Source organism: Chitinasiproducens palmae (genome assembly GCF_900095735.1).
Classification (GTDB): domain Bacteria; phylum Pseudomonadota; class Gammaproteobacteria; order Burkholderiales; family Burkholderiaceae; genus Chitinasiproducens; species Chitinasiproducens palmae.
This window is the reverse complement of the sequence record NZ_FNLO01000007.1, coordinates 1-24,075: the sequence shown is the minus strand read 5'-3', so window position 1 is coordinate 24,075 and position 24,075 is coordinate 1. Positions and strand designations below refer to the sequence as shown.

At 65.3% G+C, this 24,075-nt stretch carries 22 protein-coding genes; 15 read left to right on the top strand and 7 right to left on the bottom strand.

Annotated features, from left to right (window positions below; translation table 11 throughout):
- The first annotated feature begins 108 nt into the window (after nucleotides 1–108).
- Both BLU54_RS12455 and BLU54_RS12450 read left to right on the top strand, forming a co-directional pair.
- On the top strand, nucleotides 109–1,056 hold the full coding sequence (locus BLU54_RS12455) for a LysR substrate-binding domain-containing protein (protein ID WP_091909212.1): 948 nt from the start codon (nucleotides 109–111) through the stop codon (nucleotides 1,054–1,056).
- A 167-nt stretch (nucleotides 1,057–1,223) separates the two neighbouring features.
- Nucleotides 1,224–1,634: a group III truncated hemoglobin gene (locus BLU54_RS12450; protein WP_091908639.1), complete on the top strand. Its 411-nt coding sequence runs from the start codon at nucleotides 1,224–1,226 to the stop codon at nucleotides 1,632–1,634.
- Nucleotides 1,635–1,903: 269 nt separating this feature from the next.
- Here BLU54_RS12450 and BLU54_RS12445 read toward each other — a convergent pair whose 3' ends face one another.
- On the bottom strand, nucleotides 1,904–3,370 hold the full coding sequence (locus BLU54_RS12445) for a YihY/virulence factor BrkB family protein (protein WP_091909209.1): 1,467 nt from the start codon (nucleotides 3,368–3,370) through the stop codon (nucleotides 1,904–1,906).
- A 203-nt stretch (nucleotides 3,371–3,573) separates the two neighbouring features.
- Nucleotides 3,574–3,972, bottom strand: coding sequence for a hypothetical protein (locus BLU54_RS12440; protein WP_139169667.1), 399 nt, complete (start codon nucleotides 3,970–3,972; stop codon nucleotides 3,574–3,576).
- A 390-nt stretch (nucleotides 3,973–4,362) separates the two neighbouring features.
- Between BLU54_RS12440 and BLU54_RS12435 the strand changes: the two genes are divergently transcribed.
- Together BLU54_RS12435 and BLU54_RS12430 are read left to right on the top strand one after the other, a co-directional pair.
- Nucleotides 4,363–4,590: a hypothetical protein gene (locus BLU54_RS12435; RefSeq protein WP_091908635.1), complete on the top strand. Its 228-nt coding sequence runs from the start codon at nucleotides 4,363–4,365 to the stop codon at nucleotides 4,588–4,590.
- A 124-nt stretch (nucleotides 4,591–4,714) separates the two neighbouring features.
- Entirely contained in the window at nucleotides 4,715–5,356 is a 642-nt protein-coding gene (locus BLU54_RS12430; RefSeq protein ID WP_091908633.1) for a CDP-alcohol phosphatidyltransferase family protein, read from the top strand.
- Between the two features lie 170 nt (nucleotides 5,357–5,526).
- Here the strand turns inward: BLU54_RS12430 and BLU54_RS12425 are convergent, their stop codons facing one another.
- Nucleotides 5,527–5,751: a hypothetical protein gene (locus BLU54_RS12425; RefSeq protein WP_091908630.1), complete on the bottom strand. Its 225-nt coding sequence runs from the start codon at nucleotides 5,749–5,751 to the stop codon at nucleotides 5,527–5,529.
- Between the two features lie 378 nt (nucleotides 5,752–6,129).
- On the opposite strand from BLU54_RS12425, the gene BLU54_RS12420 reads away from it, so the two are divergent.
- Nucleotides 6,130–6,687, top strand: a complete 558-nt coding sequence (locus BLU54_RS12420) for a YaeQ family protein (protein WP_091908628.1) — start codon at nucleotides 6,130–6,132, stop codon at nucleotides 6,685–6,687.
- Nucleotides 6,688–6,745: 58 nt separating this feature from the next.
- On the opposite strand, the gene BLU54_RS12415 is transcribed toward BLU54_RS12420, so the two are convergent.
- The 4 genes from BLU54_RS12415 to acs all read right to left on the bottom strand — a co-directional run bounded on the left by BLU54_RS12415 (nucleotide 6,746) and on the right by acs (nucleotide 12,941).
- Complete coding sequence (locus BLU54_RS12415) at nucleotides 6,746–7,138, bottom strand: response regulator (RefSeq protein WP_170845136.1); 393 nt, start codon at nucleotides 7,136–7,138, stop codon at nucleotides 6,746–6,748.
- Between the two features lie 976 nt (nucleotides 7,139–8,114).
- Nucleotides 8,115–10,211, bottom strand: a complete 2,097-nt coding sequence (locus tag BLU54_RS12410; RefSeq protein WP_091908625.1) for a VC_2705 family sodium/solute symporter — start codon at nucleotides 10,209–10,211, stop codon at nucleotides 8,115–8,117.
- 5 nt (nucleotides 10,212–10,216) lie between these two features.
- Entirely contained in the window at nucleotides 10,217–10,882 is a 666-nt protein-coding gene (locus tag BLU54_RS12405; protein ID WP_235837935.1) for a DUF4212 domain-containing protein, read from the bottom strand.
- 73 nt (nucleotides 10,883–10,955) lie between these two features.
- On the bottom strand, nucleotides 10,956–12,941 hold the full coding sequence (gene acs / locus BLU54_RS12400) for an acetate--CoA ligase (protein ID WP_091908622.1): 1,986 nt from the start codon (nucleotides 12,939–12,941) through the stop codon (nucleotides 10,956–10,958).
- 431 nt (nucleotides 12,942–13,372) lie between these two features.
- On the opposite strand from acs, the gene BLU54_RS12395 reads away from it, so the two are divergent.
- From BLU54_RS12395 to BLU54_RS12350, 10 genes are all read left to right on the top strand, one after another.
- Nucleotides 13,373–14,278: a DMT family transporter gene (locus BLU54_RS12395; protein WP_091908620.1), complete on the top strand. Its 906-nt coding sequence runs from the start codon at nucleotides 13,373–13,375 to the stop codon at nucleotides 14,276–14,278.
- A 90-nt stretch (nucleotides 14,279–14,368) separates the two neighbouring features.
- On the top strand, nucleotides 14,369–14,941 hold the full coding sequence (locus BLU54_RS12390) for a TIGR00645 family protein (protein ID WP_091908618.1): 573 nt from the start codon (nucleotides 14,369–14,371) through the stop codon (nucleotides 14,939–14,941).
- Nucleotides 14,942–15,456: 515 nt separating this feature from the next.
- Nucleotides 15,457–16,980: a fumarate hydratase gene (locus BLU54_RS12385; RefSeq protein ID WP_091908616.1), complete on the top strand. Its 1,524-nt coding sequence runs from the start codon at nucleotides 15,457–15,459 to the stop codon at nucleotides 16,978–16,980.
- A 310-nt stretch (nucleotides 16,981–17,290) separates the two neighbouring features.
- Nucleotides 17,291–17,767 (top strand): bacterioferritin, encoded by a 477-nt coding sequence (bfr, locus tag BLU54_RS12380; protein WP_091908614.1) that lies wholly within the window; start codon nucleotides 17,291–17,293, stop codon nucleotides 17,765–17,767.
- Nucleotides 17,768–18,194: 427 nt separating this feature from the next.
- Nucleotides 18,195–19,034 (top strand): glutamate racemase, encoded by an 840-nt coding sequence (murI, locus tag BLU54_RS12375; protein ID WP_211435346.1) that lies wholly within the window; start codon nucleotides 18,195–18,197, stop codon nucleotides 19,032–19,034.
- A 657-nt stretch (nucleotides 19,035–19,691) separates the two neighbouring features.
- Nucleotides 19,692–19,928, top strand: coding sequence for a (2Fe-2S)-binding protein (locus BLU54_RS12370; RefSeq protein WP_091908612.1), 237 nt, complete (start codon nucleotides 19,692–19,694; stop codon nucleotides 19,926–19,928).
- Between the two features lie 209 nt (nucleotides 19,929–20,137).
- Nucleotides 20,138–20,788: an energy transducer TonB gene (locus BLU54_RS12365; RefSeq protein WP_139169665.1), complete on the top strand. Its 651-nt coding sequence runs from the start codon at nucleotides 20,138–20,140 to the stop codon at nucleotides 20,786–20,788.
- Nucleotides 20,789–20,807: 19 nt separating this feature from the next.
- Entirely contained in the window at nucleotides 20,808–21,527 is a 720-nt protein-coding gene (locus tag BLU54_RS12360) for a MotA/TolQ/ExbB proton channel family protein (protein WP_091908608.1), read from the top strand.
- A gap of 10 nt (nucleotides 21,528–21,537) precedes the next feature.
- On the top strand, nucleotides 21,538–21,960 hold the full coding sequence (locus tag BLU54_RS12355; protein WP_091908606.1) for an ExbD/TolR family protein: 423 nt from the start codon (nucleotides 21,538–21,540) through the stop codon (nucleotides 21,958–21,960).
- A gap of 655 nt (nucleotides 21,961–22,615) precedes the next feature.
- On the top strand, nucleotides 22,616–23,098 hold the full coding sequence (locus BLU54_RS12350) for an SRPBCC family protein (RefSeq protein WP_091908604.1): 483 nt from the start codon (nucleotides 22,616–22,618) through the stop codon (nucleotides 23,096–23,098).
- Nucleotides 23,099–24,075 lie beyond the last annotated feature (977 nt).

Genomic DNA, 24,075 nt, shown 5'->3' with positions numbered 1-24,075 from the left:
TGCATTCTGACGCGCTTGCCGTGCAACACAATGTGGGATTGGCGTAGTCTCGCTTCGCGCACGCCGAAGGCAAGGTCCGAGCGGCGTACGGCTGCTAAGATGCAACGCATGCGCTTCGATCTCATCGATCTAAAACTGTTCGTGGCCGTTGTCGAGGCAGGCAGCATTACGCACGGCGCAGCACGCTGCCACCTCGCTCTCGCATCAGCCAGCGCGCGCTTGCGCGCCATCGAAGACGATCTTGGCACACCGTTGTTGCTGCGCAAGCGTAACGGCGTGACCCCGACTGCCGCCGGCGAAGCCTTGCTGAACCACGCGCGCCTGATGCTGCGGCAATTGCGCGACCTGCACGGCGAGCTGGCCAGCCACGCCGGCGGCGCCAAGGGGCGCGTTCGCCTGCACGCCAACGGCGCCGCCTGCACCGAGCACCTGCCCGACGCGCTCGCGCGGTTTCTCGCGCAACGGACCGACATCGACATAGACCTGCGCGAAGCCACGAGCACGGCGGTGGTCAATGCGGTCGCGGCCGGTGAGGCTGACATCGGCGTCGTCTCCAATGCCGTTGCGACCGGTGACTTGCACTGCGTGCCATTCGCGGTCGATCGCCTGGTTGCGGTGGTCGCCGCCGACGACCCACTGGCCGGCGCATCCGGGGTGGACTTCGCGGTCCTCCTCGATCGGGATTATCTGGGGCTGCCGTTGGACAGCGCGCTTCAAATCCATCTCGATGAACATGCCTTACGCCTCGGCAGGCGTTTTCGCCATCGGATTCGGGTGCGTACTTTCGAGTCGGTGTGCCGGATGGCGTCGCTGGGCGGTGGCATCGGCATCGTGCCGGAGGCCGCCGCGCGCCGCATCGGAACGCCGCTGCCCATTGCAATCGTGCCCCTTCGCGACGCGTGGGCGAGCCGCCAGTTGAAGCTCTGCGTTGCGACGGTCGACGGCCTGGCGCCGTTCACCCGCGCGCTCTTCACCTTTCTTGCCGAGCCTGCGACTTTACCCGCAGTCGCTTCGTCCAAGCAGACAACTGCATCGGCGTCGGCCTCCCCGCCATAAAGATCGGACGGCGCCGGCCGCCCCTGCCCGAGACGGGCCCTCAGGGCCGGCACGGAATGCAAGGCCGCCAGCTAGGCGCGGTGCGCAACCCGTCTCTCGCGGGAAGCAAGCATCCACAAGCGCATAATGTCGCTCTCGCTCGACGCGGTTCAAATGGAGAGACTGCAATGGGATCGCCCGATCTATGTACGGAAGAAGAGATTCGCGAACTGGTGACGCGCTTCTACGCACGCGTGCGCGCGGACGCGGACCTGGGCCCGATTTTCGAACGTCACGTGAGCGATTGGGACGCGCACCATGCGCAACTGATCGATTTCTGGTCGTCCGTGCTACGCGGCACCGCACGGTATCGCGGCACGCCAATGCCAAAGCATGCGGCGCTCGACGAGCTGAGTCCGGCGCGCTTTCATCGCTGGCTGGCACTGTTTGCCGAGACCACCGCCGAGTTGGGCAATACCGGGTTGCGCGAACGCGCGACCGAAATGGCGCAGCGCATTGCGCAGAGCCTTTGGCATGGACATCAGATGAGCCGTGAGCGCGGCCGAATTTCCGAGCCACTGGCCGTTCGGGATCTCTGACTCGTTCGTCTCAAACTAGTCCCCCGCGCTGCCATTGCTGCCGGCAGCGCGAAACATCCAGATCGCTACACGAAGCTGAACAGGAATCGATCCCGGATGGCGCTTGGCGATCACGTGTGATCAGCAAGACGGGTAGCGGCGTGCGGCTTCGCTTGCGCTGCCGCACGCCGTTCCCCGACGTCCTATCCGAAGTGCTGCCCGGCGATTACCTGGACGGCATCGGACAGTCAGGAACGTACGTCGATTGCGCGAGGCGCTGTCTCACATCGTTATGGCTGGCGCCGGGAGACCCGGTCAAGCCGGTCAAGCCAGCGCTTGTGTGGAACCGCCGGTTTGTTCTTGCGCTTGTCTGCGAGCGTGCCCAATGCAGCGGCAGCCATGCCGATCCCCGACGCAATGATCGCACTGCGGATCGGATGGCCTGACTGCGAACGCGGCGCACCAACCCGACGTGTCAGTCCTCGGATACCGCCGTGTTGCGGTTTGCGCTTGCTTGCCTGCCGTTCGGCAAGCGCCTGCACGAGGGTGTGCGCGACCAGAACGCCCAGTTGCAATCCCGTGGCGCGACGACCAAACAAGGCGTTGATTGCGATCCGGCCCGCGCGGCCACCCAGCGACGCATTGCGCTGGGACAGCGCCGTGGCCAGCTCCGCACGCTGTTCGGCAGCATAGGTGCCTCGGGTCGTCTTCACCGCGGCTCGCGGCGCGCCGTCCTTCACCTGCGCAACTGCGGTTGCCGCAGCGGCGGTGGCAGCGTTCGCGGCGTGGCTGGTGGCCGCGCCAACGTCGGTGTCACCGGCCGCCAATGCGGCATGACGCGCCACGTCCTCAGGGTGCGCCACTTTTCCGGGCACCGAGGTCGGGTCCTTGTGATGCGCAAAGCCCATCTTGGCGGCAACGAATTCCGCGCCAACCAGCAGCACCACCGCCGAGAAGAACAGCCACATCAGCAACACCGCCAGCGAGCCCGCCGCACCGAATGCACTTGCGGTGCCGGCATGCGAGAGATACAGCGCAAACAGCTTCTTACCCGCAGAGAACAGAATCGCCGATACGATGCCGCCCAACATGGCATCGCGCCAAGCGATCGACGCGTCGGGCAACAACTTCAGCAATGCGGTGAACGCCAGCGCAAGAACAACCAGGCTGATGAGCACTTGGACGATATCGCCGACGACAACCCACGGCGTATGTGCCCACATGATTTCGCCGATGTACGAGACAACGGTATCGAGCACCAGCGACGCAATCAGCAGGAAGGCAATCCCCAGCACCAAGCCAAACGATGTCAGCCGCACGCGCACCAGCAACGCGATGCTGGACGGCCGATCCTTCTCGGGTACCGGAAAGATCACGTTGAGCGCGGTGTTCAACGTAGAGAAGGTCGCCGAGGCACCGACGATCAAGAGGACCAGGGACACGATGGCAGCAATGCCACCGCCGCCGTCCTTGTGGGCGTTCTCGACGATCGACTGAATCGCCGCCGCCGCATCATTGCCAAGGAAGCCGTTGATGCGCGAGAACAGCTGGCCGCGCGCCGCTTCCGCGCCGTAGAACCAGCCGACCACGGACAGGACCATCACGAGTGTCGGCGCGAGCGAGAACGCGGAGTAGAACGCAATCCCCGCGGCCATCGTCGTGCAATTGTCCGAGCTGAAGCGCTTCGCGGCGCTTTTCGCGACGGAAATCTCACGCTTCGCTTCGTCACCGACCGAGTGCTTATGTGTAGTAGACATCAACGGCATCCCCCGAATGCTGGAGCCCGACACAGAGCACACTTCGTTCCAGGTGACCGACTGGACGAGGACAACGCTGCGATTGCGTACGCCGCCGCTTACCCTCTCACGCCTCGCGGGGAGCACGCTGCGCCATACGTGAAGCGGCGCTCACCGCATGCGTGTGGATTCCGAAGGCAGCTGTGACTTCCGAACAATGCCGCTCAGCGGGCAGCGCTTTGCTCGCCGTAAGTCCGCAACTGGCCCGCCATCGCGTCGGCAAAGATCGCCGCGCCGATCGACACGCCATCGTTGCGGGTCTTCTCCGCTCTAGTCTGCTTCCCGCCGACGAAATAGCGCGTCAGGATCTGGTCGCAGGGTGCGCGGCAGGACATCTGACCAACCGCATCGCCCTTCTGGATTTCGGCGGTGTATACGCCACGTTTCTCTCCCAGGTAACGAACCATGACGATCCGCTGCTTGTCTGCAGCCTCGTAGCCGTACTCGCCGTCGCGCGCCAACACATAGTTGTGGGTCAGCCGCGCCTCCACTGGCGCGCCGCTGAGCGCGCGGGATGCCGCCGGATCGCTGCCCGGTCCTGCGCTTGCTGCGCTGCCGGCCACGGCGCCACTGGCCGCTTGCGACGGCGGTGACTCGGCGCCGCTGGTGCCGCGCTCGCCATCTTGCGGCGACGCCCCGACGGCAGAAGCCCCCGGAGAAGCGGACGCCGCCACCGGTGTATCCACCGACCGAGCGGCATCGGTGGCTGCCGTGGCCGGTTTTCTGTCCTCGCAGGCACAGAGGGAGAGAGCAAGCGTTGCTACCGCCAGCCATTTGAGATCGCGTACGTCAGCCATGCAAAGTCGTTCCTTCTATCGATGCCGGCGCCCGGCTTTCAAATCGCTCACACAACCTTATCATGCAAACGCGCTGCAACGACGCAACGCGGGTACGAACGATGCATGCTTAAGGACGTTACCCGTAAGGGCGTTACCCGATCGTAGGAGACAAAGATGAGTACGGATCAGCGCAAAGGCAATTACGTGCGGGACGATGGGAAGGTCCATGCCGACGGACATGGCAATACCGACCCCACGATGACAGTGCAGAAGGACAACGACGAGCCGACCACGCAGCCGGTGAACGATCACGTGGCCAGCCCGCTGGACGAACCGGCGCCGACGGGGCATAACTTCGATCAACGGAAGGAAGCGCGCACCGCAGAGAAAACCGGCAAGTAACTGCGCGCATCGGCGCGCCGCGCGCGGTACGCGCGCCGAGCCGACTCGCAAGTCCACGTCGCCCGGCTAAGCGTACCGTGCGGCGTGGCGTGCAAGCTCATCGAAATCGGACAGGAATTTATCTATGTCAGTCACGTCCAAGCGTCCCGAGCCCTCCCGGCATTTCAGCATGATCCGCGGCCTGCACCTCGCGGATCTGTTCACGCTTGGCAATGCCGGATGCGGGATGGCTTCGATCTTTCTCGCGATGGTCTTCGTCGGGAGCGGCGTTACGCGCGATTTCCTGGTGGCCACCGCGATGGCGCCGTTGGCCCTTGTCTTCGATATTTTCGATGGCAAGGTTGCACGGTGGCGTCGGCGGCATTCGGCAATGGGACGAGAACTCGATTCGCTTGCCGATATCGTCTCGTTCGGCGCGGGTCCGGCTGCAATGGCATTCGCTGCCGGCATGCGCGGCGGCTGGGACGCGGTAATACTGATTTATTTTGTATGTTGCGGCGTCAGCCGTCTGGCGCGCTTCAATATCACCGCCGAAACGCTCTCGAGTGGCAGCGACAAGGTGAAGTATTTCGAGGGTACGCCAATACCCACCAGTGTCGTGCTGTGCTTGGTATTGGCCGCATGCGCCTGGGGAGAGCGCCTGGGCGCAGCTCTGCCAGGTGGCGCGCTACAGGTGGGCCCGTGGATTTTGCACCCGTTGGTCCTGTTGTTCGCCGTCTCCGGCTCCCTGATGATCAGCAAGACGCTGCGCATCCCCAAGGTTTGAAGACGCCGCTGCTGACCCGGGTCGGCTAAATGATCGGCGAATTGATCAGCGAACAGGCCGGCGCACGGCTCACGCCCGCGCCGGCCTGCGGCTCAGACTCGGACGCCGCCTGTCGTCGAGGACGATAGGCGCAGTGCGCGAGCGCGTCTGGTCCGGCGGCTCGCGGACGCTCAATGAAGAAACGCTCCGACAACCATCAAGACGATCCCAGCCAGCGCCACATATTGCATCACGCGCAACACGCGATAGCGGCGTGGTGCCCAATGTCCATACTCACGCCATCGCGTGCCGAATTCGATATGCGAATAATGGCCGTGAACATACAACATGCGTAGGGCGGACAGCAGCGAGAGCGCGACATAGCAAGCAAGCGCCACGAAGCCGAGGAAAACCATTGCAGCCTCCGATTCGGTTGGTGGATCTGGCCCGACGATTTTGCATAGGGGGCTCCTGCAATGCAACAAGAAACGTGTAACACTTACTGACAAGCGGGTTTTCGTCGCCGAAAATAGATCGAACGATCGGTAATTCCATCCATTTTCTGCTTGCTCCCCTGCACTTCTACCAACCACGGCCTTGCTGCGGTCGCGTTGCCTCGGGGTCAGCTTCTCATCGGCTTATCATCGGCTTTCCGCCCGCTTTCCCATTGGCTTCTCGTTCATTCTTCGTCGGTTTTCCGCCAGCATTGCACGGCTGCGTGACATGACCTCTCGCGCTGACCTGGCAACGCCTTAATCGGTTAAGCTTCGCGCCACGTTCTCGGGGTTCAAGGCATGGCGCTCAAATCGATTATTTACAAGGCGGAACTGCAGATTGCGGATATGGACCGGCATTACTACGCGGACCATGCATTGACGATTGCGCGTCACCCGTCGGAGACGGACGAGCGGATGATGATCCGCCTTGCCATGTTCGCGATGTTCGCGAGCGACACGCTCACCTTGACCAAGGGACTCGACGATGTCGACGAACCCGATCTATGGGACCGCGACCTCACCGGCCGCATCGAGCGGTGGATCGACCTCGGACAGCCGGACGAGCGGCGCCTGGCGCGCGCGGCCGGACGCGCCGACCAGGTTGTGGCGATTGCGTACCGAAACGCCAAAGTGTGGTGGGCCGGCGTGCAAAACAAGGTGCAACGCCTGGGTAACCTGACGGTACTGTCGATCGACGAAGGCGTGGCACCAGAGTTGGCGCGCATGGCATCGAGGACGATGCGCCTGCAGGTGACGCGCCAGGACGATCAGATCTGGATCGGGTCGACCGAGTCGGATCCGGTCGCCGTTACCTGGCAAGTGTTGAAGGAAGGCGGGACCGGCGCGCGAATGTAATTCGCGCGCGGGACGGGTGCCAGTGAGGGGCGCCAGCCGGGGGCGCCAGCGATACAGGTTAGCCTGCGAGCAAGTCCAGCATCCGATCGATGTCTACAGGCTTCTGGAAGAAGTGATCGAAACCCGCTTCCTGGGCGAGATGGATGTCCTGCTCGCTGCCGAAGCTGGTCACTGCGATCAGCATCGTCTGACTGAACTGCTCGTCGTGGCGCAGCACGCGTGCGACCGAGTAACCATCCAGGCCGGGCATCGCGATGTCGAGCAGGACGGCATCCGGCCGACTTTGGCGAGCGAGGCGAATGCCATCGTCGCCGTTGGCAGCCATCATGACGTCATAGCCCTCAGCGTTCAGAAGTTCGTACATTGCAAACCGCACACTAACGTTGTCATCGACAACCAAGATGCGTCGGATAGGATGCGCAATGCGCCCGCCGCGTGGCTTCAGCGTCATACCAGATGCAGCGTTCCTCGGCGCCGAATGATGGCGACGCGCGGGCGTGATCTGGGTATGGAATGCACGAGGTGAGGCGCCGTGGTGGTTCGCATCCGTACGGAAGGTCAATGACCGGGCCGGCAAATTCATAATTGCTTACGCAAATGCAAAGGTTAGTGGTGCAATAGCACAAAGGGTGCCCACAACCAAACGCTTGTTTGAATTTCGCCCTCCGGTGCGTCAGGCAAAGGCGGCGGCGCTTGGCTGAACAACGGTCGCAACCATGAGCCGATTCGCGATGCAGCCGCTCGCCAGCGAACCTTTTCCTTCCGTGATGCCGACATATCCAATAGTGTCTACAGTGGCTGCCGCTACAGCGCTGAAATTTGTTGCGATATTTACAATTTGATTGAAAAGCCTGCGCCGGGGGTGACTACGCCTACCTACCCGCCCCGAACGGCAATGTGCCCTAAGCTCCGACGCGCCACTCTGGGCTTGGAGCAGGCGGCAGGCTCCGCCGGACTTGGCTCTGCCTGCTCCCAGAGACAATCATCCGCCCTCACTGGCAAAGCGTGACATCGCTTACCAGCAAGCATGCGGCACGCGCGCCGTGTCTGGCCATGCCGACGCACGTTCGGCGCTGGATGCGCTAAACCTCGATGCACCGGCGTGCTGGATGGCACGGCCAGCGAGGATGCCGGGTGCTGGATGCCGAGTGCCAGGCGTTCAGCCAGCGGGCCAGTTCCAGCGAGCGCGCTGGCGGCGCGGCCGTCCCGGGCTCAGCACGTCGTCAGGGGCCTTGCGGGGTCGGGAAGGATCACAGGCTGGCACCGCGATGCCAGTCCCGCTGCGTCATCTGCCCGAAGCGGTCGCGCGCTGCCCTCGGGCAGCATGCCCCCGCCGCCCTCGGCTCGCCGGTGCCCGGCAAGCGCCCGCACCGACAGGCCGGTGGTCGGGCAGGCAGTCACCCGCCATGCGTTCTACCCGCCCGCCTTCACGGCAACCGCATTGCGTCCGCCACGGCTGCCTGCTTGCCGGCCTGGGGATCGCATAGCGTTCCGATCACGGCAACGGCAAAGCCGGCCGACACCCCGAACACGCCCGCGCCGGAAGGATCGATACCGAACCAGCGCGGCCCGAGGAAGCCGGTCAGATGCGCGAACGGCGGATAGGTTGTCGCGATGTAATACGCGCACACGCCGAGACCGGCGGTCATCGCCGCGGTCGCTGCTCGCGGCGACGTGCGCCGCCAGAACACGCCAAGGACCAGCGCGGGGAAAAGACTCGAGGCGGCCAGCGAGAAGGCGGCGCCGACCAGGAAGAGGATATTGCCAAGATTGCGCGTGGCAAGCCAGGCAGCCAGCAGGGCTACCGCAAGCAGCAGCAGCTTCGACACGATCACGCGCCGATGGCTGGCGGTTCGGCGTCCGAGGAGGTGGAAGTACACGTCATGCGACAGCACGTTGGCAATCGTCAGCAGCAGGCCGTCCGCGGTGGATAGCGCTGCTGCAAGCGCGCCTGCCGCCACCAGGCCGGACACATAGGCCGGCAGCCCGCCAATCTCGGGCGAAGCCAGCAGAATCATGTCGGTATCGAAACGCAGTCCCGCCCAATGCACCCGTCCGTCGCCGAGAACGTCCTCGACCGCAATCATCGGCGTTTCGAGGCGCCGCCATTGCGCGGTCCAGGCCGGCAACGCATCGAGGGAACTGCCGAGCAAATGGCTGAGCAGCTCGAATTTCACCATGACGGCCAGAACCGGCACCGTCAGATAAAACAATCCCACCAGCCCCAACGTCCAAGCGACCGCGCTGCGCGCCGAACTGACCGACGTCGCGGTGGCGAAACGTGTCAGGACGTGCGGCAAGCTGGCGGTGCCGAGCGTCAGGCAGATCAGCAACGCGACAAAATTGGCTCGTCTGTTCGACTCGATCGCAGCGTTCGGCAGAGTCCTTCCAGACGCCCCCGCCGTTGCGTCCGTCTGCCGGTCCGCAACCAGTGCGCGTGGCGGGACCATGCGGGCCAGCAGCGCCGCGCGTTCGACACGCCAACGTTCGGCGGCGGTCCGTGGGTCCGGTGGAAACTCCGCCTCTTCGGCAGCCAGGCGAGCGCGCAGCGCAACGTAGCGTTCGCGCACGCTTTCATCGGGCGACTCGGCATCGGCGGCGGCCGCGTGCAAGGCCGCGATACGCGCAGCCAGGTCTCGCCGCGCTGCCTCATAGCTGCCCGGCAGCGCGGCGAGACGCGCGTCCAGCAAGTCGGCGCGCGCCTGCAAGGCGGCGCGCGCGTCCTTTTCGACGGGGGACGCGGCAAGTTGCGTCTCGAGCCGGCCGAGGCGCTCGACCAAGCTGCCATAGTTGAACTGCGGCACCGGACCGAGACCCAGCTTCTGCCCAAGCAGACTGGTCGGCAGCAGGATCGCGGACAGAAGCACCAGGCATTGCGCGACCTGCGTCCAGGTGACCGCGCGCATGCCGCCGAGAAACGAACAGACGAGGATCCCCGCCAGTCCGAAGAATATGCCGATGCCGAAATCGACACCGACGAAACGGCTCGCGATCAGGCCGACGCCCTGAATTTGCGCGATCAGATAAATGAACGAGCAGATCATCGTGGCAGCGATCGCGATCGCACGCACGCCGACGCCCGGGTAACGCGCCGCCAGGAAATCGGGAATCGTGTAGCGGCCCAGCTTGCGGATATAAGGCGCCAGTAACACGGCCACCAGACAGAACCCGCCGGTCCAACCCAACAGGTACACCAGGCCGCCACGCCCATTACCGATCAGATAGCCGGCGATCCCTACGAAGGACGCGGCCGACAGCCAATCGGCTGCCGTTGCCATGCCATTGAAGACCGCCGGGACCCGACGGCCCGCGACGTAGTACTCGTCGAGGTCGGCCGTGCGGGCGCACAGGCCGATCACCGCGTAGAGCATCAGCGTGGCCGACAGGAACAGCACGCCGATCCAATCGCCCGCCCCGATCAGACGTTCCAACTGAGCAACGCCCGCGATGAAAGCGGCCAGTCCCACCGCGAACAGCAGATAGCGGCGCGCCAAGCGTCGGGATGCGGCGCCATCGATCGACATCTGGCTTACTCCGCGCGCTCGGCCTGCCGCGGTGCCGGCGAAGCCATCGACGCGTCGGCCGGACTGGGCGGTGTTTTCGCGCGGGTCGCCGGTGCAGCAGCGCGCGCGTCCAAGGGCTCGGCCGAATCCGCCGGGACGGTCGGCCGCCCCGTGTCGGCACGCGCGTCGCGCGGCTTGTCGACGCCGATGCCGATGCCGACGCCGATGCCGATGCCGGGACGGTTCGCGCCAACGCCCTCCGCCGCGGCTGCATCAAGGTATCGCCGGTCGGCGCGATTCATCACAAACGCATACAGGGCGGTCAGGCCGATATAAATCAGGATTGCGCCCTGCGCCGGCAGATAGAAGGACAGCGACATACCGGCGACCCGCTGCTGCGAGAGCACGCGTTCGAAAAATGGTGGCAACAGGGACACCGCGGCGCTGACGCCAAGTACGACGGCAGTGATCGTGAGGTTGCGCCGCCAGTGCAGACGCGCCGCAACCGTATGGCCGGCGGCACCGGCATGAGCCGCAAGAAGGGCATGACCCGCAGGAGGGGCATGACCCGGTTCATCGGCACGCCCCTCGGGACGCGCGCCGAACGGACCGCCTGCGGCACGGGCATCGGCCGACGCGTCGGCAAGACCGGCGGCGCCCGTCGCGTCGGATGGCTCGGTGGAACGCTTCAAACGATCCGCCGGCCGACGACGCGGCAGCGCGGCGTCGCCGCTGTCTGCGGACGGCGCGGACGCCGTTGTCGGTTCAGATGGCTTCACCGAGTTGATCGAGGATCGCCGGGTTCTCCAGCGTCGACGTATCCTGCGTCACTTGCTCGCCCTTCGCCAGACCACGCAGCAAGCGGCGCATGATCTTGCCCGAGCGCGTCTTCGGCAGGTTGTCACCGAAGCGGATATCGCGCGGCTTCGCGATCGGACCGATTTCTTTCCCGACCCACGCGCGCAACTGATCGGCAATCTGCTTGGCCTCGGCGCCTTCCGGGCGTGACCGCTTCAGCACGACGAACGCGACGATCGCCTCGCCAGTGGTCTCGTCCGGCCGCCCTACCACTGCTGCTTCGGCCACCAGCTCGTGGGCGACCAGCGCCGACTCGATTTCCATCGTTCCCATGCGATGGCCCGAGACGTTCAGCACGTCGTCGATGCGGCCCATGATCGTGAAGTAACCGGTCTTGTCGTTGCGCACCGCGCCGTCGCCAGCGAGATACAGGTTGCCGCCCAGTTCCGCCGGAAAGTACCCGCTCTTATAGCGCTCCGGGTTGCCCCAGACGGTGCGCAGCATCGCGGGCCAGGGACGCTTGACCACCAGAATGCCGCCCTGGCCGTTCGGCACGTCCTGGCCGGTCTCGTCGACCACGGCGGCCATGATGCCCGGCAACGGCAGCGTGCACGAACCCGGCACCAGCGGCGTGGCGCCCGGCAACGGCGTGATCATGTGGCCGCCCGTCTCGGTTTGCCAGAAGGTGTCGACCACCGGACAGCGGCCGCCGCCGACCTGCTCGTGATACCAGATCCACGCCTCGGGGTTGATCGGCTCGCCGACCGTGCCGAGAATACGCAGCGACGACAGGTCGTAGCGGCGCGGATGGATCGCTTCGTCGGCGTCCGCCGCCTTGATCAATGAACGGATCGCGGTCGGCGCGGTGTAGAAGACCGTCACCTGGTGACGTTGGATCATCTCCCAGAAACGCCCCGCGTTCGGGTAGGTCGGCACGCCCTCGAACATCACCTGCGTGCCGCCGGCCGCGGTCGGTCCGTAGCAGATGTAGGTATGGCCGGTGATCCAGCCGATATCGGCCGTACACCAGAAGACATCGCTTTCCGGCCGCAGGTCGAAGGTCCAGCGCATCGTCAACTCGGCCCACAGCAGATAGCCTGCCGTGCTGTGCTGCACGCCCTTCGGCTTGCCGGTGGAACCGGAGGTGTAGAGGATGAACAACGGGTGTTCGGCGTCGACCCACTCCGGCTCGGCCGTGTCCGCCTGATCGGCAACCACGTCGTGCAACCAGACGTCGCGACCGGCCTGCCACGTTACGTCGCCGCCGGTGCGTTGGTAGACGATGACCTGCGCGACCGCTTCGGTGCCGCCCATGCCCAGCGCTTCGTCGACGATCGACTTCAGCGGCAGGCGCTTGCCGCCGCGCACCTGTTCGTCCGCCGTGATGACCGCGACCGCCTGTGCATCGATCAGGCGTTCGTTCAGCGACTTCGACGAGAAGCCGCCGAACACCACCGAGTGCGTGGCGCCGATGCGCGCGCACGCCTGCATCGCGACCACGCCCTCGACCGACATCGGCATATAGATGACGACGCGGTCGCCCTTGCGCACGCCGCGCGCGCGCAGCGCGTTGGCCAGGCGACAGACGCGCGCCAGCAACTCGCGGTAGCTGACGCGCTGCACCTCGCCGTCGTCGCGCTCGAAGATGATGGCCGTGCGCTCGCCGAGGCCAGCTTCGACGTGCCGGTCCAGGCAGTTGTAGGACGCATTGAGCTGACCGTCCGCGAACCACGTGTAGAACGGCGCGTTGCTCTCGTCGAGCCCGCGCGTGAACGGCTTGTGCCAGCTGAGGTGTTGCTTGGCCAGGCGGCTCCAAAAGCCTTCGTAGTCGCGCGCCGCTTCGTCGACCAGCGCGCGGTAGGCGTCCATGCCCCCGATGCTCGCGCGAGCCATTTGCTCGGCGCTCGGCTCGAACACCCGAGCCTCATTCAAGACGGATTCTATAGCGGCCATTCGCGGTCTCCTTCGTATCTTACATACTCTGCAAACTGTTTTCGCCGACGATACCCGCCGACGCTTACCCGTATCTTACGCGTGACTCTACGCGTGACGCCTTTGCACGCAACACGCTCGCAACAATCCATCGGTACGACGCGGCCGCGGCCACCAAGTCGTGCGCGCGGGCCGAATGGCTTGGCGCGTCGCACGATCACGGTGCCCCGCGGCGGCGGCGCCGTATGGACGGCGCCAGACGCTCCGCATAGAATTCGCGCTCCAGGCCGGCTCTGCGACGTCGGCGCGCCAGGTGTCCGGCCCATCACGTCCACGTCCGAATCAAGTCGGGCGTGCGACCGGCGGCTTCCCGCCTTTGCGCGTCATCGCTGCGACACCGGTCTTCTACGTTACTGCGCGGGTGCCTGCCCGCGTTTCCGGAAGGTCGCTTTGTGAATCGATACGCCATCCTGCTTGCCGCCGCAATGCTCCTGGTAGGAAGCAATGTGGGGCTTGGCAAATCGATCCTGATGGTCGCTCCGCTCTCGGTCCTGATGCTGCTGCGCTTCGCGGTCGCGGTGGCTGCGCTTTCGCCTTGCTACCGGCCGGCGCGACTCGGACGGCTGCGGCGCGCCGAATGGTGGAACCTGTTTCTGCAGGCTTTCTTCGGAACCTTCCTGTTCACGCTGCTGATGCTGGGCGGTACCGCGCGCACCAGTGCGCTGGCGGCCGGCGTCATCTGCAGCGCGATCCCGGCGGTGGTCGCGCTTCTCTCCTGGCTGTGGCTCGGTGAACGGCCGGATCGCCGGGCGCTGCTGGCGATCGGCCTGACGATCGGTGGCGTGGTGTTGATCAATCTGGCTCGACAACCGGTGGCGGACGGCAACGCGTCCGCATCCGCGCAACCGCACGCGCTGCTCGGCAACCTGATGGTGCTCGGTGCGGTCGTGTGCGAGTCGATCTATGTCGTCCTGTCGCGGCGGCTGGCACAGACCGTCGAGCCGCTGACCGTCTGTGCCGTGGCCCATCTGTTCGGTTTCGTGCTTGCCTTGCCGGTCTGCATCGCAGGCGCGCTGCGTTTCGACTGGCATGCGCTGACCCTGTCCACCTGGACGATGATCGTCTGGTATGCGTTGTCAGCCAGCGTCTTCTCGTTCTGGCTATGGATGCGCGGCATCAGCCATGTGCCCGGTGCGCGCGCTGGCGCGTTCACCGCGATGTTGCCAGTGGCGGCATCGGTGTATGGCATCGCCTTCCTCGGCGAGAAGCCGGGCATCGCCCATGGCCTGGCGTTTGTCGCGGTCCTCGCCGGCGTGCTGGTGGCGAGCCTGGCGCCCCGGCAGCGCACTGCGGGATAAAAGCTTGCATAATGCAAGCCTCGGCGCGAGGCCCCACGAGGCGGCAGCGCGTTCGGGACCGGCGTTTCACTCCTGCATTCCGTACCCATCATGCCGCATCGCCCCTCGCCTTCCCTCCGTCCCGTTCCCGCGCTGATCTTCTTCAGCCGGTGGTTGCAATTGCCGCTCTATCTCGGCCTGATCGTCGCGCAGGGCGTCTATGTGTTCCTGTTCCTGAAAGAGGTCTGGCATCTGCTGAGTCACGCCGGCGGACTCAGCGAAACGGCCGTCATGCTCGCGGTGCTGAGCCTGATCGATGTTGTCATGGTGTCCAACCTGCTGATCATGGTGATCATCGGCGGCTACGAGACGTTCGTTTCCCGCCTAGGCATCGACGGCCACCCGGACGAACCGGAGTGGCTGGATCACGTCAACGCGGGCGTCCTGAAGGTGAAGCTGTCGATGGCGCTGATCAGCATCTCGTCGATCCACCTGCTCAAGACCTTCATTGATGCCGGCCAGCGCGACGACATGTCGATCCTGTGGCAGGTGGTGATCCACATCGCGTTCCTGATCTCGGCGTTGGTGATGGCGCTGGTCGACAAGATGACGACGCACACCCACCCTGGCCACTTCCATGCCAAGGCGGACGCGCCGGGATCCCGCGCTCCTGCCGAGCACTGAAACGCGTGCGGGCGACGGCGGCGGGTACCGCACCGGGTACCGCACCGGGTATCGCACCCGTCACCGCACCGAGCACCGAGCACCGGGTACCGCCGCACCGTGCACCGGCCGCCAGCGCGCCTGCCTGCGCCGGCCGCTTCGCTTCCAGCGCGCGCGCAGCGCTGAAGCCGGCCACGTACGACCACTGCCACCACGCGAAGAAACGAAAAGAAGACAAGTGCCTGCGCAGGCCTACCTTGCCAGCGCCGACGCGCGACCGTCACGCGTCGCGCCGGCCGGCCGGCGGAAATCTGCGCTGCGTGGCGGTGCATCGCGCGAAAAGCGTTGTAGCGCATGTCGCGCCCGCCCGCGATTGGCTTATAGTTCGGTCCGTGGCGCCATCCGCAACGGTCGCCGGCCCAGCCGTGGCCGGCCACGCGCTTGCGCGGCACCCGGCTCGCCTGTCGGCGGGCGCCCAGTGAATCGTCAATCAAGCCGGCCAGAAGTGACGAGCCGGCGGCCCCACGAGAACCGCGATGCCATCGATCAAGCAGGACGACCTCATCCAGAGCGTCGCCGATGCCCTGCAGTACATCAGCTATTACCATCCGCTCGACTACATCACTGCCCTCGGCCACGCCTACGAGCGCGAAGAGAGCCCGGCGGCAAAGGACGCGATCGCGCAGATTCTGACCAACAGCCGGATGTGCGCCGAAGGACGGCGCCCGATTTGCCAGGACACCGGCATCGTCACGGTCTTCGTCAAGATCGGCATGGACGTGCGGTGGCAGGACGCCACGATGAGCATCACGGACATGATCAACGAGGGCGTGCGTCGGGGCTACACGCATCCCGACAACGTGCTGCGCGCCTCCATCGTGAGTCCGCCCGAAGGCGCGCGCAAGAACACGCGCGACAATACGCCGGCGGTGATCCATTACGAGGTCGTGCCCGGCGACAAGATCGATATCCAGGTCGCGGCGAAGGGCGGCGGCTCGGAGAACAAGACCAAGTTCGCGATGCTCAACCCGTCGGACTCGATCGTCGACTGGATCATCAAGACCGTGCCGCTGATGGGCGCCGGCTGGTGCCCGCCCGGCATGCTCGGCATCGGCATCGGCGGCACCGCCGAGAAGGCGATGGTGATGGCGAAGGAATCGTTGATGGATCCGATCGACATCCACGACGTGATCGCCCGGGGGCCGCGCGACTGGATCGAATCGTTGCGGGTCGAGCTCTACGAGAAGGTCAATGCGCTGGGCATCGGCGCGCAGGGCCTGGGCGGCCTTGCCACCGTCCTCGACGTGAAGATCCTCGCGGCGCCGACGCACGCGGCGTCCAAGCCCATTGCGGTGATTCCGAACTGCGCGGCCACCCGGCATGCGCACTTCGTGCTGGATGGCTCGGGTCCTGCCCATCTCGAACCGCCGCCCCTCGACGCCTGGCCGAAGGTTCAGTGGCAACCGAATACCGAGACCAGCAAGCGCGTCAATCTGGACACGCTGACGCCCGAGGAGGTCGCCTCCTGGCAGCCGGGCCAGACCCTGCTGCTGTCCGGCAAGATGCTCACCGGCCGGGACGCGGCCCACAAGCGGATCGCCGACATGCTCGCCAACGGCGAAAGCCTGCCGGTCGACTTCCGCAACCGCGCCATCTATTACGTCGGACCGGTCGATCCGGTACGCGACGAAGTGGTCGGCCCGGCCGGCCCGACGACCTCGACGCGGATGGACAAGTTCACCGACATGATGCTGAAGCAGACCGGCCTGATCGCGATGATCGGCAAGGCCGAGCGCGGCCCGGTGGCGATCGAAGCCATCAAGGCAAACAGGGCGGCATATCTGATGGCTGTCGGCGGCGCGGCCTACCTGGTCTCCAAGGCGATTCGGGCGGCCCGCGTGGTCGCCTTCGAAGACCTTGGCATGGAGGCAATCTACGAGTTCGATGTGCAGGATATGCCGGTGACCGTCGCGGTCGACTCGAGCGGCGTATCGGTCCACCAGACCGGCCCGAAGCTCTGGCAAGCGAAGATCGGCAAGATCCCGGTCGCGGTCGACTGATCGACTGCTCGACTGATCGACTGCTCGCCGGCACGAGCGGCATTGGCGCATCGGTCCAGCGGCCCGCCGCCCCATCGATGCCGCTGCTCGCGCCCGGCCACTGGCGGGCCCGCGCGCTACTGGACAGGCCTGCGAGCGTCGACATTCGCCCAGCCACCGGCGGCCAGCACCCCGTCATGGTCGCGGACAAAACGAGAACGCTTATGATTCGCGCTCGTCAACGAGCGCGGAATGTCGTCAAATGCTTGGCGTAAGCCAGCGCGGCGTTTATCGTGTGAACCTCTGAAGTACAGCATTTAGGAAAAGAGCCATGAAAGGCGACGTAAAGGTCATCGAATATCTGAACGCCCAGCTGAAGAACGAGCTGACCGCGATCAACCAGTATTTCCTCCACGCCCGCATGTACAAGCATTGGGGCCTGGAAAAGCTGGGCAAGCACGAGTACGACGAATCCATCGGCGAGATGAAGCATGCCGACTGGCTGATTCAGCGCGTCTTCATGCTCGATGGCCTGCCGAACCTGCAGGACCTGCACAAGCTGCTGATCGGCGAGAGCACCGAGGAGATCCTCGAGTGTGACCTGAAGCTCGAATACATCTCTCAGGCGACCTGCAAGGAAGCGATCGCCTATTGCGAGTCGGTGCGCGATTTCGTGTCCCGCGAGATCTTCGTCAAGATCCTGGACGACACCGAAGAGCACATCGACTGGCTGGAAACGCAGATCGAGCTGGTCGCCAAGCTCGGTATCCAGAACTTCCTTCAGTCGGCGGTCGGCGAAGGCGAGTAAGCATCGTCCGGACTGCGCGGCGGCAACCCTGCCACGCACCGAAGACAGCGGCCGGGCCTGCGACGCAGGCCCGGCCGTTTGCTTTGAAGATGGCCACTGGCTGGCTGGCTGGCACTGCACCGTACTGCGACAGCCCGGCATACTGGCCGGGCGCGGCGAAGCGACATCGCAACGACATCGCAACGGCAGGGCAGCGGCACGGCAGCGACCGCGCAACCACAGGGCAGCAACAGGGCAGCAACAGGGCAACCATACCGCAACAAGCGACACAGCGACGACGCGCCGGTCGCGCCCGGCCGGGCGCGGAACGGTTAAACTGGCGGTCAACGGCGCCGTGGGGCGCTCGTTCCTTTTCGCCCGGCCAGTTGAACGCGTGAGCTCCCATATCGCTCCTAGCTGCCCTCCGCTGTCGTCCGAGGCGGTCGACTTGCAACCACTGCCCGCCGACCCCACCGGTCCGGTCGGCGTTTTCGACTCGGGCGTCGGCGGCCTGTCGGTGCTGCGCGCGATCCGCGCCGCGATGCCCTGCGAATCGCTGTTGTACCTGGCGGACTCGTACTACGCCCCGTATGGCCAACGTTCCGACGCTTTCATCGCTTCCCGAAGCGCGGCGCTGGCCGACTGGCTGATTGGCAAAGGCGCGAAGGCGATCGTCGTGGCCTGCAACACAGCTACCGCACAGACCATCGAGTCGCTGCGCGGCCGCCTCGCTCTGCCCGTGATCGGCGTCGAACCCGGCGTAAAGCCGGCGATGGCGTTGAGCCAGACTGGCCGCGTGGGCGTACTTGCGACCGCCGCCACACTTCGCAGCGAGCGTTTCCAGACCCTGCTCGGACGGTTCGCGGCGGGCTGCCGCTTCGTGTGCGCGCCTGGCACCGGCCTGGTCGAAGCCATCGAAGCCGGTGTGACGGAAGGCGCCGCCATGGACGATTTGCTGGCCGCATGCCTCGCGCCGATGCGGGAGGCTGGCGTCGACACTATCGTGCTGGGCTGCACGCACTATCCGTTCATACGCGACGCCATTCAGGCGCAGGTCGGCGACGGGGTGCAATTGATCGACACCGGTGCCGCGGTGGCACAGCAGCTTGCCCGACGACTGGCGCAGACCCGCCTGGCCGCGCCATCCGGCGCCGCGGCGCCGCTCCGCCTGGTTTCGACCAGCGACGGTGCCACGCTCGGCCGAATCGCCGGTGCCTTGCTGCGCCTGGACAGCACGGTGGAGCACGTCGACATCCCGCTGACCGAGTCGACCGCTTCAGTCGACTGACCGCGCCGTAGCGCGCGGACGACACCGCTACGGGCGTGGTCGGGCCTTGCCGTGGACGGCGGTCGGCTCGACCGGCGTGGGCGCGATGCCGGTTCCGCCGTCGTCCTTCGACCCGAGCGCGTCGCCCCGCATGAATGGCAGGCTTGCCGAGCGCTCGTCGCCCGAAGTCCGATTGTGCATTGGCACGGGGCGCGGCGCACCGGCGCGGTGGCCGTCGTCGCCACGGCTTCACGTCTTGCGTGGCAGGTGCGCTTAGCCTCAGACCCCTTCGTGGCCTTGTCTACGGCCGCGCGGCCCTGCCCCGTCCGTACCGACGGTGCCGGCGCCTCGGAGCAAGCGAGGCTGCCTCGCTTTGCGCACTCGAGGTCCTCGTCGATGACGCGAATGTCGTTGCTGTGATCCAACACCGCCCTCGCCTCGTCCCGTCATATCCGTCCGCTATAAAGACCCTGACCGAGGTCTGTCGCAGGCCCGCGATCCGGCGTCGCTCCCCCGTTCCCAGAGCCACGGCAGCAAGACAGACGGGTCGCTCCGAATATGTCGGCCGCCTCCTATTGTGATTGCCCATTTCGTATGACAGGGAATTCCGCGACTACTTGCAAAGAAATATCGTATGAATGATAATAATTCGCATTAGCGCTCCAACACCGCATCATCATGATCGTTTGTGTGTGCAAGGCCGTTTCCGATCGCCGTATCCGCAGCTCAATCGCGGAAGGAAATCATTCTGTCGAAGAGCTGGAATTTGAATTAGGCGTGACCGGCTGCTGCGGAAAATGCAAGGACACTGTGCAGGCTTTGATCGTCGAAAGCCGGCGCGCAGTGATCCATGTCGCGCCGATCAGTTTCGTTGAAGCCGGCACCGTTTCCGCTCCCTGCCGCGTTGCGGCCTGAAGTTGTCCGGGCTGTCGCGCGCTTTTTTGCCGCCATGGGTGTCAGGCGGCCGCGTTCAGTTTCGGTTGCGAGCCAGTCGTTTGCGATAATCACTCTTTCGGGCGCGTGTTGACTCCGCCGCCCAGACAGGCTCTTTTCACAAGAACATGAATACTTCTGTGCAAGCCGCGTCAGGCGACGATTCGTCGCGCCGCGCTTTCTGGACGACCATGGTTGTGGTCACCGGTCTGCACGCAGCGGGGCTGGCCCTGCTGATGGTGGCCCGGCATACGCCCGAGCCAGAGCCCGTCGAACGTATCGTGTCCGTGAGCTTGATCACCGACACCCCCGCCCCGCCCGCGGCGCCGCCCGCCACCAAGCCGGAGCCGCCCAAACCGCAGCCCAAGCCGGTCGTCAAACCGCAGCCAAGGCCCAAGCCAGCACCGCGCCCGACGCCGCGTCCGGCACCTACCCCGACGCCCACGGCGACACCTGAGCCCGCCCCCGCCCCGACGCCCGCACCGAGCGAACCGGTTCAACAGGCCGCCGCCGCGCCCAGCGCGCCGGAACGCGCGCAGGTGCCGGTCGGCTCGCCCAACATCCCGCGCGACGTACGGCACCTCACGTGCGCCAGCAATCCGCCCGACTATCCGATGATGTCGCGCCGCCGCGGCGAGGAAGGCACGGCGATCATCGAAATCATCGTCAACACGGCCGGGCGCGTCGAAAGCGCTCGCGTTGCCAAGAGCAGCGGCTACGAACGCCTGGACGAGGCCGCGCGGCAGGTCGCGCTGGCCACGCCTTGCTCGCCTTACATGGAAGAAGGTCGCCCCGTGAAAGCAAAGACCGTCCGCCCCTATCGCTTCAGCCTGACTAATTGAACAAAATCGAGGATTTGCAATGCAAGACTATGGAATAGCCCACGTCTGGGGACAGGGCGACTTCGTAACACGCGCGATCGCCATCGTGCTGCTGATCATGTCGGTGCTGTCGTGGACCGTGATCATCGTCAAGGCCTGGCAAGGCGCACGTATCAAACGGCTCACGAGCCACGGCGAGAAGGCGTTCTGGCACTCGGACAACTTCGATGAAGGAATGGCCAAGCTGAACGACGGCAATCCGAACAACCCGCTGGTCATGCTCGCGCTTGCCGGCAAGGAAGCCGTCGATCATCACCAGCAGAACCAGCAGCAGCTGCACGACGCGATGAACACCAGCGACTGGGTCGCACGTTGCCTGAAAAGCACGCAGGAAGAGATCGTCACGCGCCTGCAAAGCGGCCTTGCGGTGCTCGCGTCGATCGGCAGCACCGCGCCGTTCGTCGGCCTGTTCGGTACGGTGTGGGGGATCTACCACGCCCTCGTCGCGATCGGCACCAGCGGCCAGACCTCGATCGACCGCGTGGCCGGCCCGGTCGGCGAAGCGCTGATCATGACGGCCTTCGGCCTGTTCGTCGCGATCCCGGCTGTGCTCGGTTACAACGCGCTGACCCGGATGAACAAGAGCACCGCCGCGAAGCTGAACCGCTTCGTGCACGGCCTGCACGCCTACTTCGTAACCGGCACGCGCCTGCGTTCGAGCAGCCAGCGCTCGGGCCTGCGCCTCGCGCGGGCGCGCTGAGGAATCGATCATGTCGATGAGCCCCCTCTCCTCGGACGAAGAAGATGGCGTGATGAACGAGATCAACATGACGCCGCTGGTCGACGTCATGCTGGTCCTTCTGATCATCTTCATCGTCACCCTGCCGGTACTGAACCAGGCGATCAAGGTGGACCTGCCACGCGCTAGCAGCCAGCCGATCGATCAGAAACCGACGCATATCGATGTGTCCATCGAAGCGAGCGGACAAGTCAGCTGGGACAAGACGCCCGTGGACGACGCCCAGCTCGCGCTGCGCGTGCGCTCCGCGGCCGAGGCGCAGCCGCAGCCCGAACTTCGGCTGCACGCCGACCGCAACGTGCGCTACGAGCGCGTTGCGCAGGTGATGGCCGCTGCTCAGAATGGCGGCTTGAGCAAGATTGGCTTCGTGACGGACCCCGAGGCCGCGAAGTGAGCGGCGACGTGACCGGCGACGTGAGCGGCAGATAAGCCGCTAATATGCCGCCTCCGGGCGATGCGATATTCAAAGGCCCGATCCACTCCGGATCGGGCCTTTCCATTCCTTCGGGTTGCGTGTGCGCACCGCTTGGCCCGCACCTTACGCCGCTGCCCACAGGCTCCGGGTGTCCGGCAACGCCTCAACGGCGGCGGCCGATGGCGCGGCTGTCGATGGCGCGGCTGTCGCGGCGCACGGTGTGGCTCCGGCGCGCAGGGGGCGTGCAGTTGTTGATCGGTCGCACTCGAGCCGCTTTCACCCCTACCCGCCCCAGGCTCGTCCGCGCGTCGTCAACCGCGCGCTGGTGCGCCGTGTACGGCGCGACGGCGCGGTCGGACGAGCGCGCCGCAGCGCTGGGCCGGAGACACCCGGGCACGCGCCGGCTGCGGGCGCTAGCGTCGTTCCCCTAGCTGCACCCGTGTGGCTCGCCGGTGTCGGCGCCACGGCTAGACGCGACGTTCGACTCGGACGGTCTTCGGTCCAGCCAGTCGCCTCGGACAGGCTAGCGGGCATAGCGCACATACTCAATGCAAGCCCCTCCCGACACTGCGGGCACGGATATCGCACAATACGCGTATGCGACCGTCCGGCCGCTCTGCTTCGGAACGATGCCTTGAACTACGAACACCTCGTACAGATCAATGACCCGCTCAATCCCCTGGTCGCCACGCTGACGCGCGCCGACCTGTGGCGGGGGCTGGTGCTGCGCGCCGAGCAGCCTCAGATCTTCGTTCCCGGACTGGACGATTGCCGGATCACCGCACGCGGTCCAAATTCGCTGGAGCGGGAACTTCACTACGGCCAGGCAATCGTGAAGGACCGCGTCATCTTCACGCCGGAAGAATCGGTGCGCTACGAAATCGATCCGACCAGCGAATACGTTGGCGGACACCTGACGATGACAATCGAGACGCCCGATGAAATCCAGCTGTTCGTGCGGTTTCGCTATGAAACGACGCTGGTGGAGGGCTCAGGCGGCGAAGATGAGCAAACCAGTGAAATCGTGAAATCGGCCTATCGCGAGGCGGACATCGACACGATCACGATGATTCGACAATTGATCGAATCAGGGCGGTTCGAACGACCACTCCACTGACTGACGACGACTCGCTGGCCGAAGCCTTCACGCGGCTCGCACAGGTCGACGGGTCGACGGGTCGTCGAAAAAGCGGCGTAAGCGCCAAGCAGTCCAGGCATGCGCCCGCCAGACTGCTTGATTGTCAGGCTGCTTACTGCCAGGCTGTTTTACTGCTGAGCTGCCTGATGCCCAAGCAGTGGCGTAGTCAGTCGCAGAATCACGTGTTTGCCAGCACGGCCGTGAGGCGTGCGCTGCCACCCGTGACGGACGCAAGCGCTCCGTCCCACGTTGCCGCCGCGCGCTGCAATTGGAGGAGCGGCAGCATTGCCACTCTACACGCGGCACCAACGCGCTCCACCCCGCCTCAACCCCGGTCCAACTCGCTCAACCCGTTCCGACCCGGCCGACGTCGGGTGTCAAACGCTGCTCAGCAGTGGAAGCGTTGTCGAGCCAAGGCGTAGGATGCGCCGCGCTGACAAGCAGCGTCCAAGGAGCGAAGGGCCTTGCGAAGGGCCTGCCGAAGGGCCTTGCAATCGGCACAGACCGCTGTGTACAGACGCCCCGGGGCTCGACGAACAATGCTGTTCCGCCAGCGTACTGCACAAAAAACGTTGCCAGTATATGCCAAGGTTGCCGGCAGATTCCGCGTCGGGGTGTCGGGGTGTCGGGATGTCGGGATGTCGGGGTGTCGGGGTGTCGGGGTGTCGGGGTGTCGGGGTGTCGGGGTGTCGGGGTGTCGGGGTGTCGGGGTGTCGGGGTGTCGGGGTGTCGGGGTGTCGGAGCGTCGTCGATTGTCCGGCTGTGATGCTGATCCATCGCCGGCACGTCGGACAGGATGCCTCGACGCGCGCCTCGCGGCGGACGACACTGCGGCAAACGACGCTTCAGCGTCGACGCGGTCCTACTGCCCTCCTGCCGCCACTCACGGCTGCGGCGCTCGGACGAGCCATGCGGGCATTGAAGCCCGGCTGATGCGTGGCTGGCGCTCTGCTGCT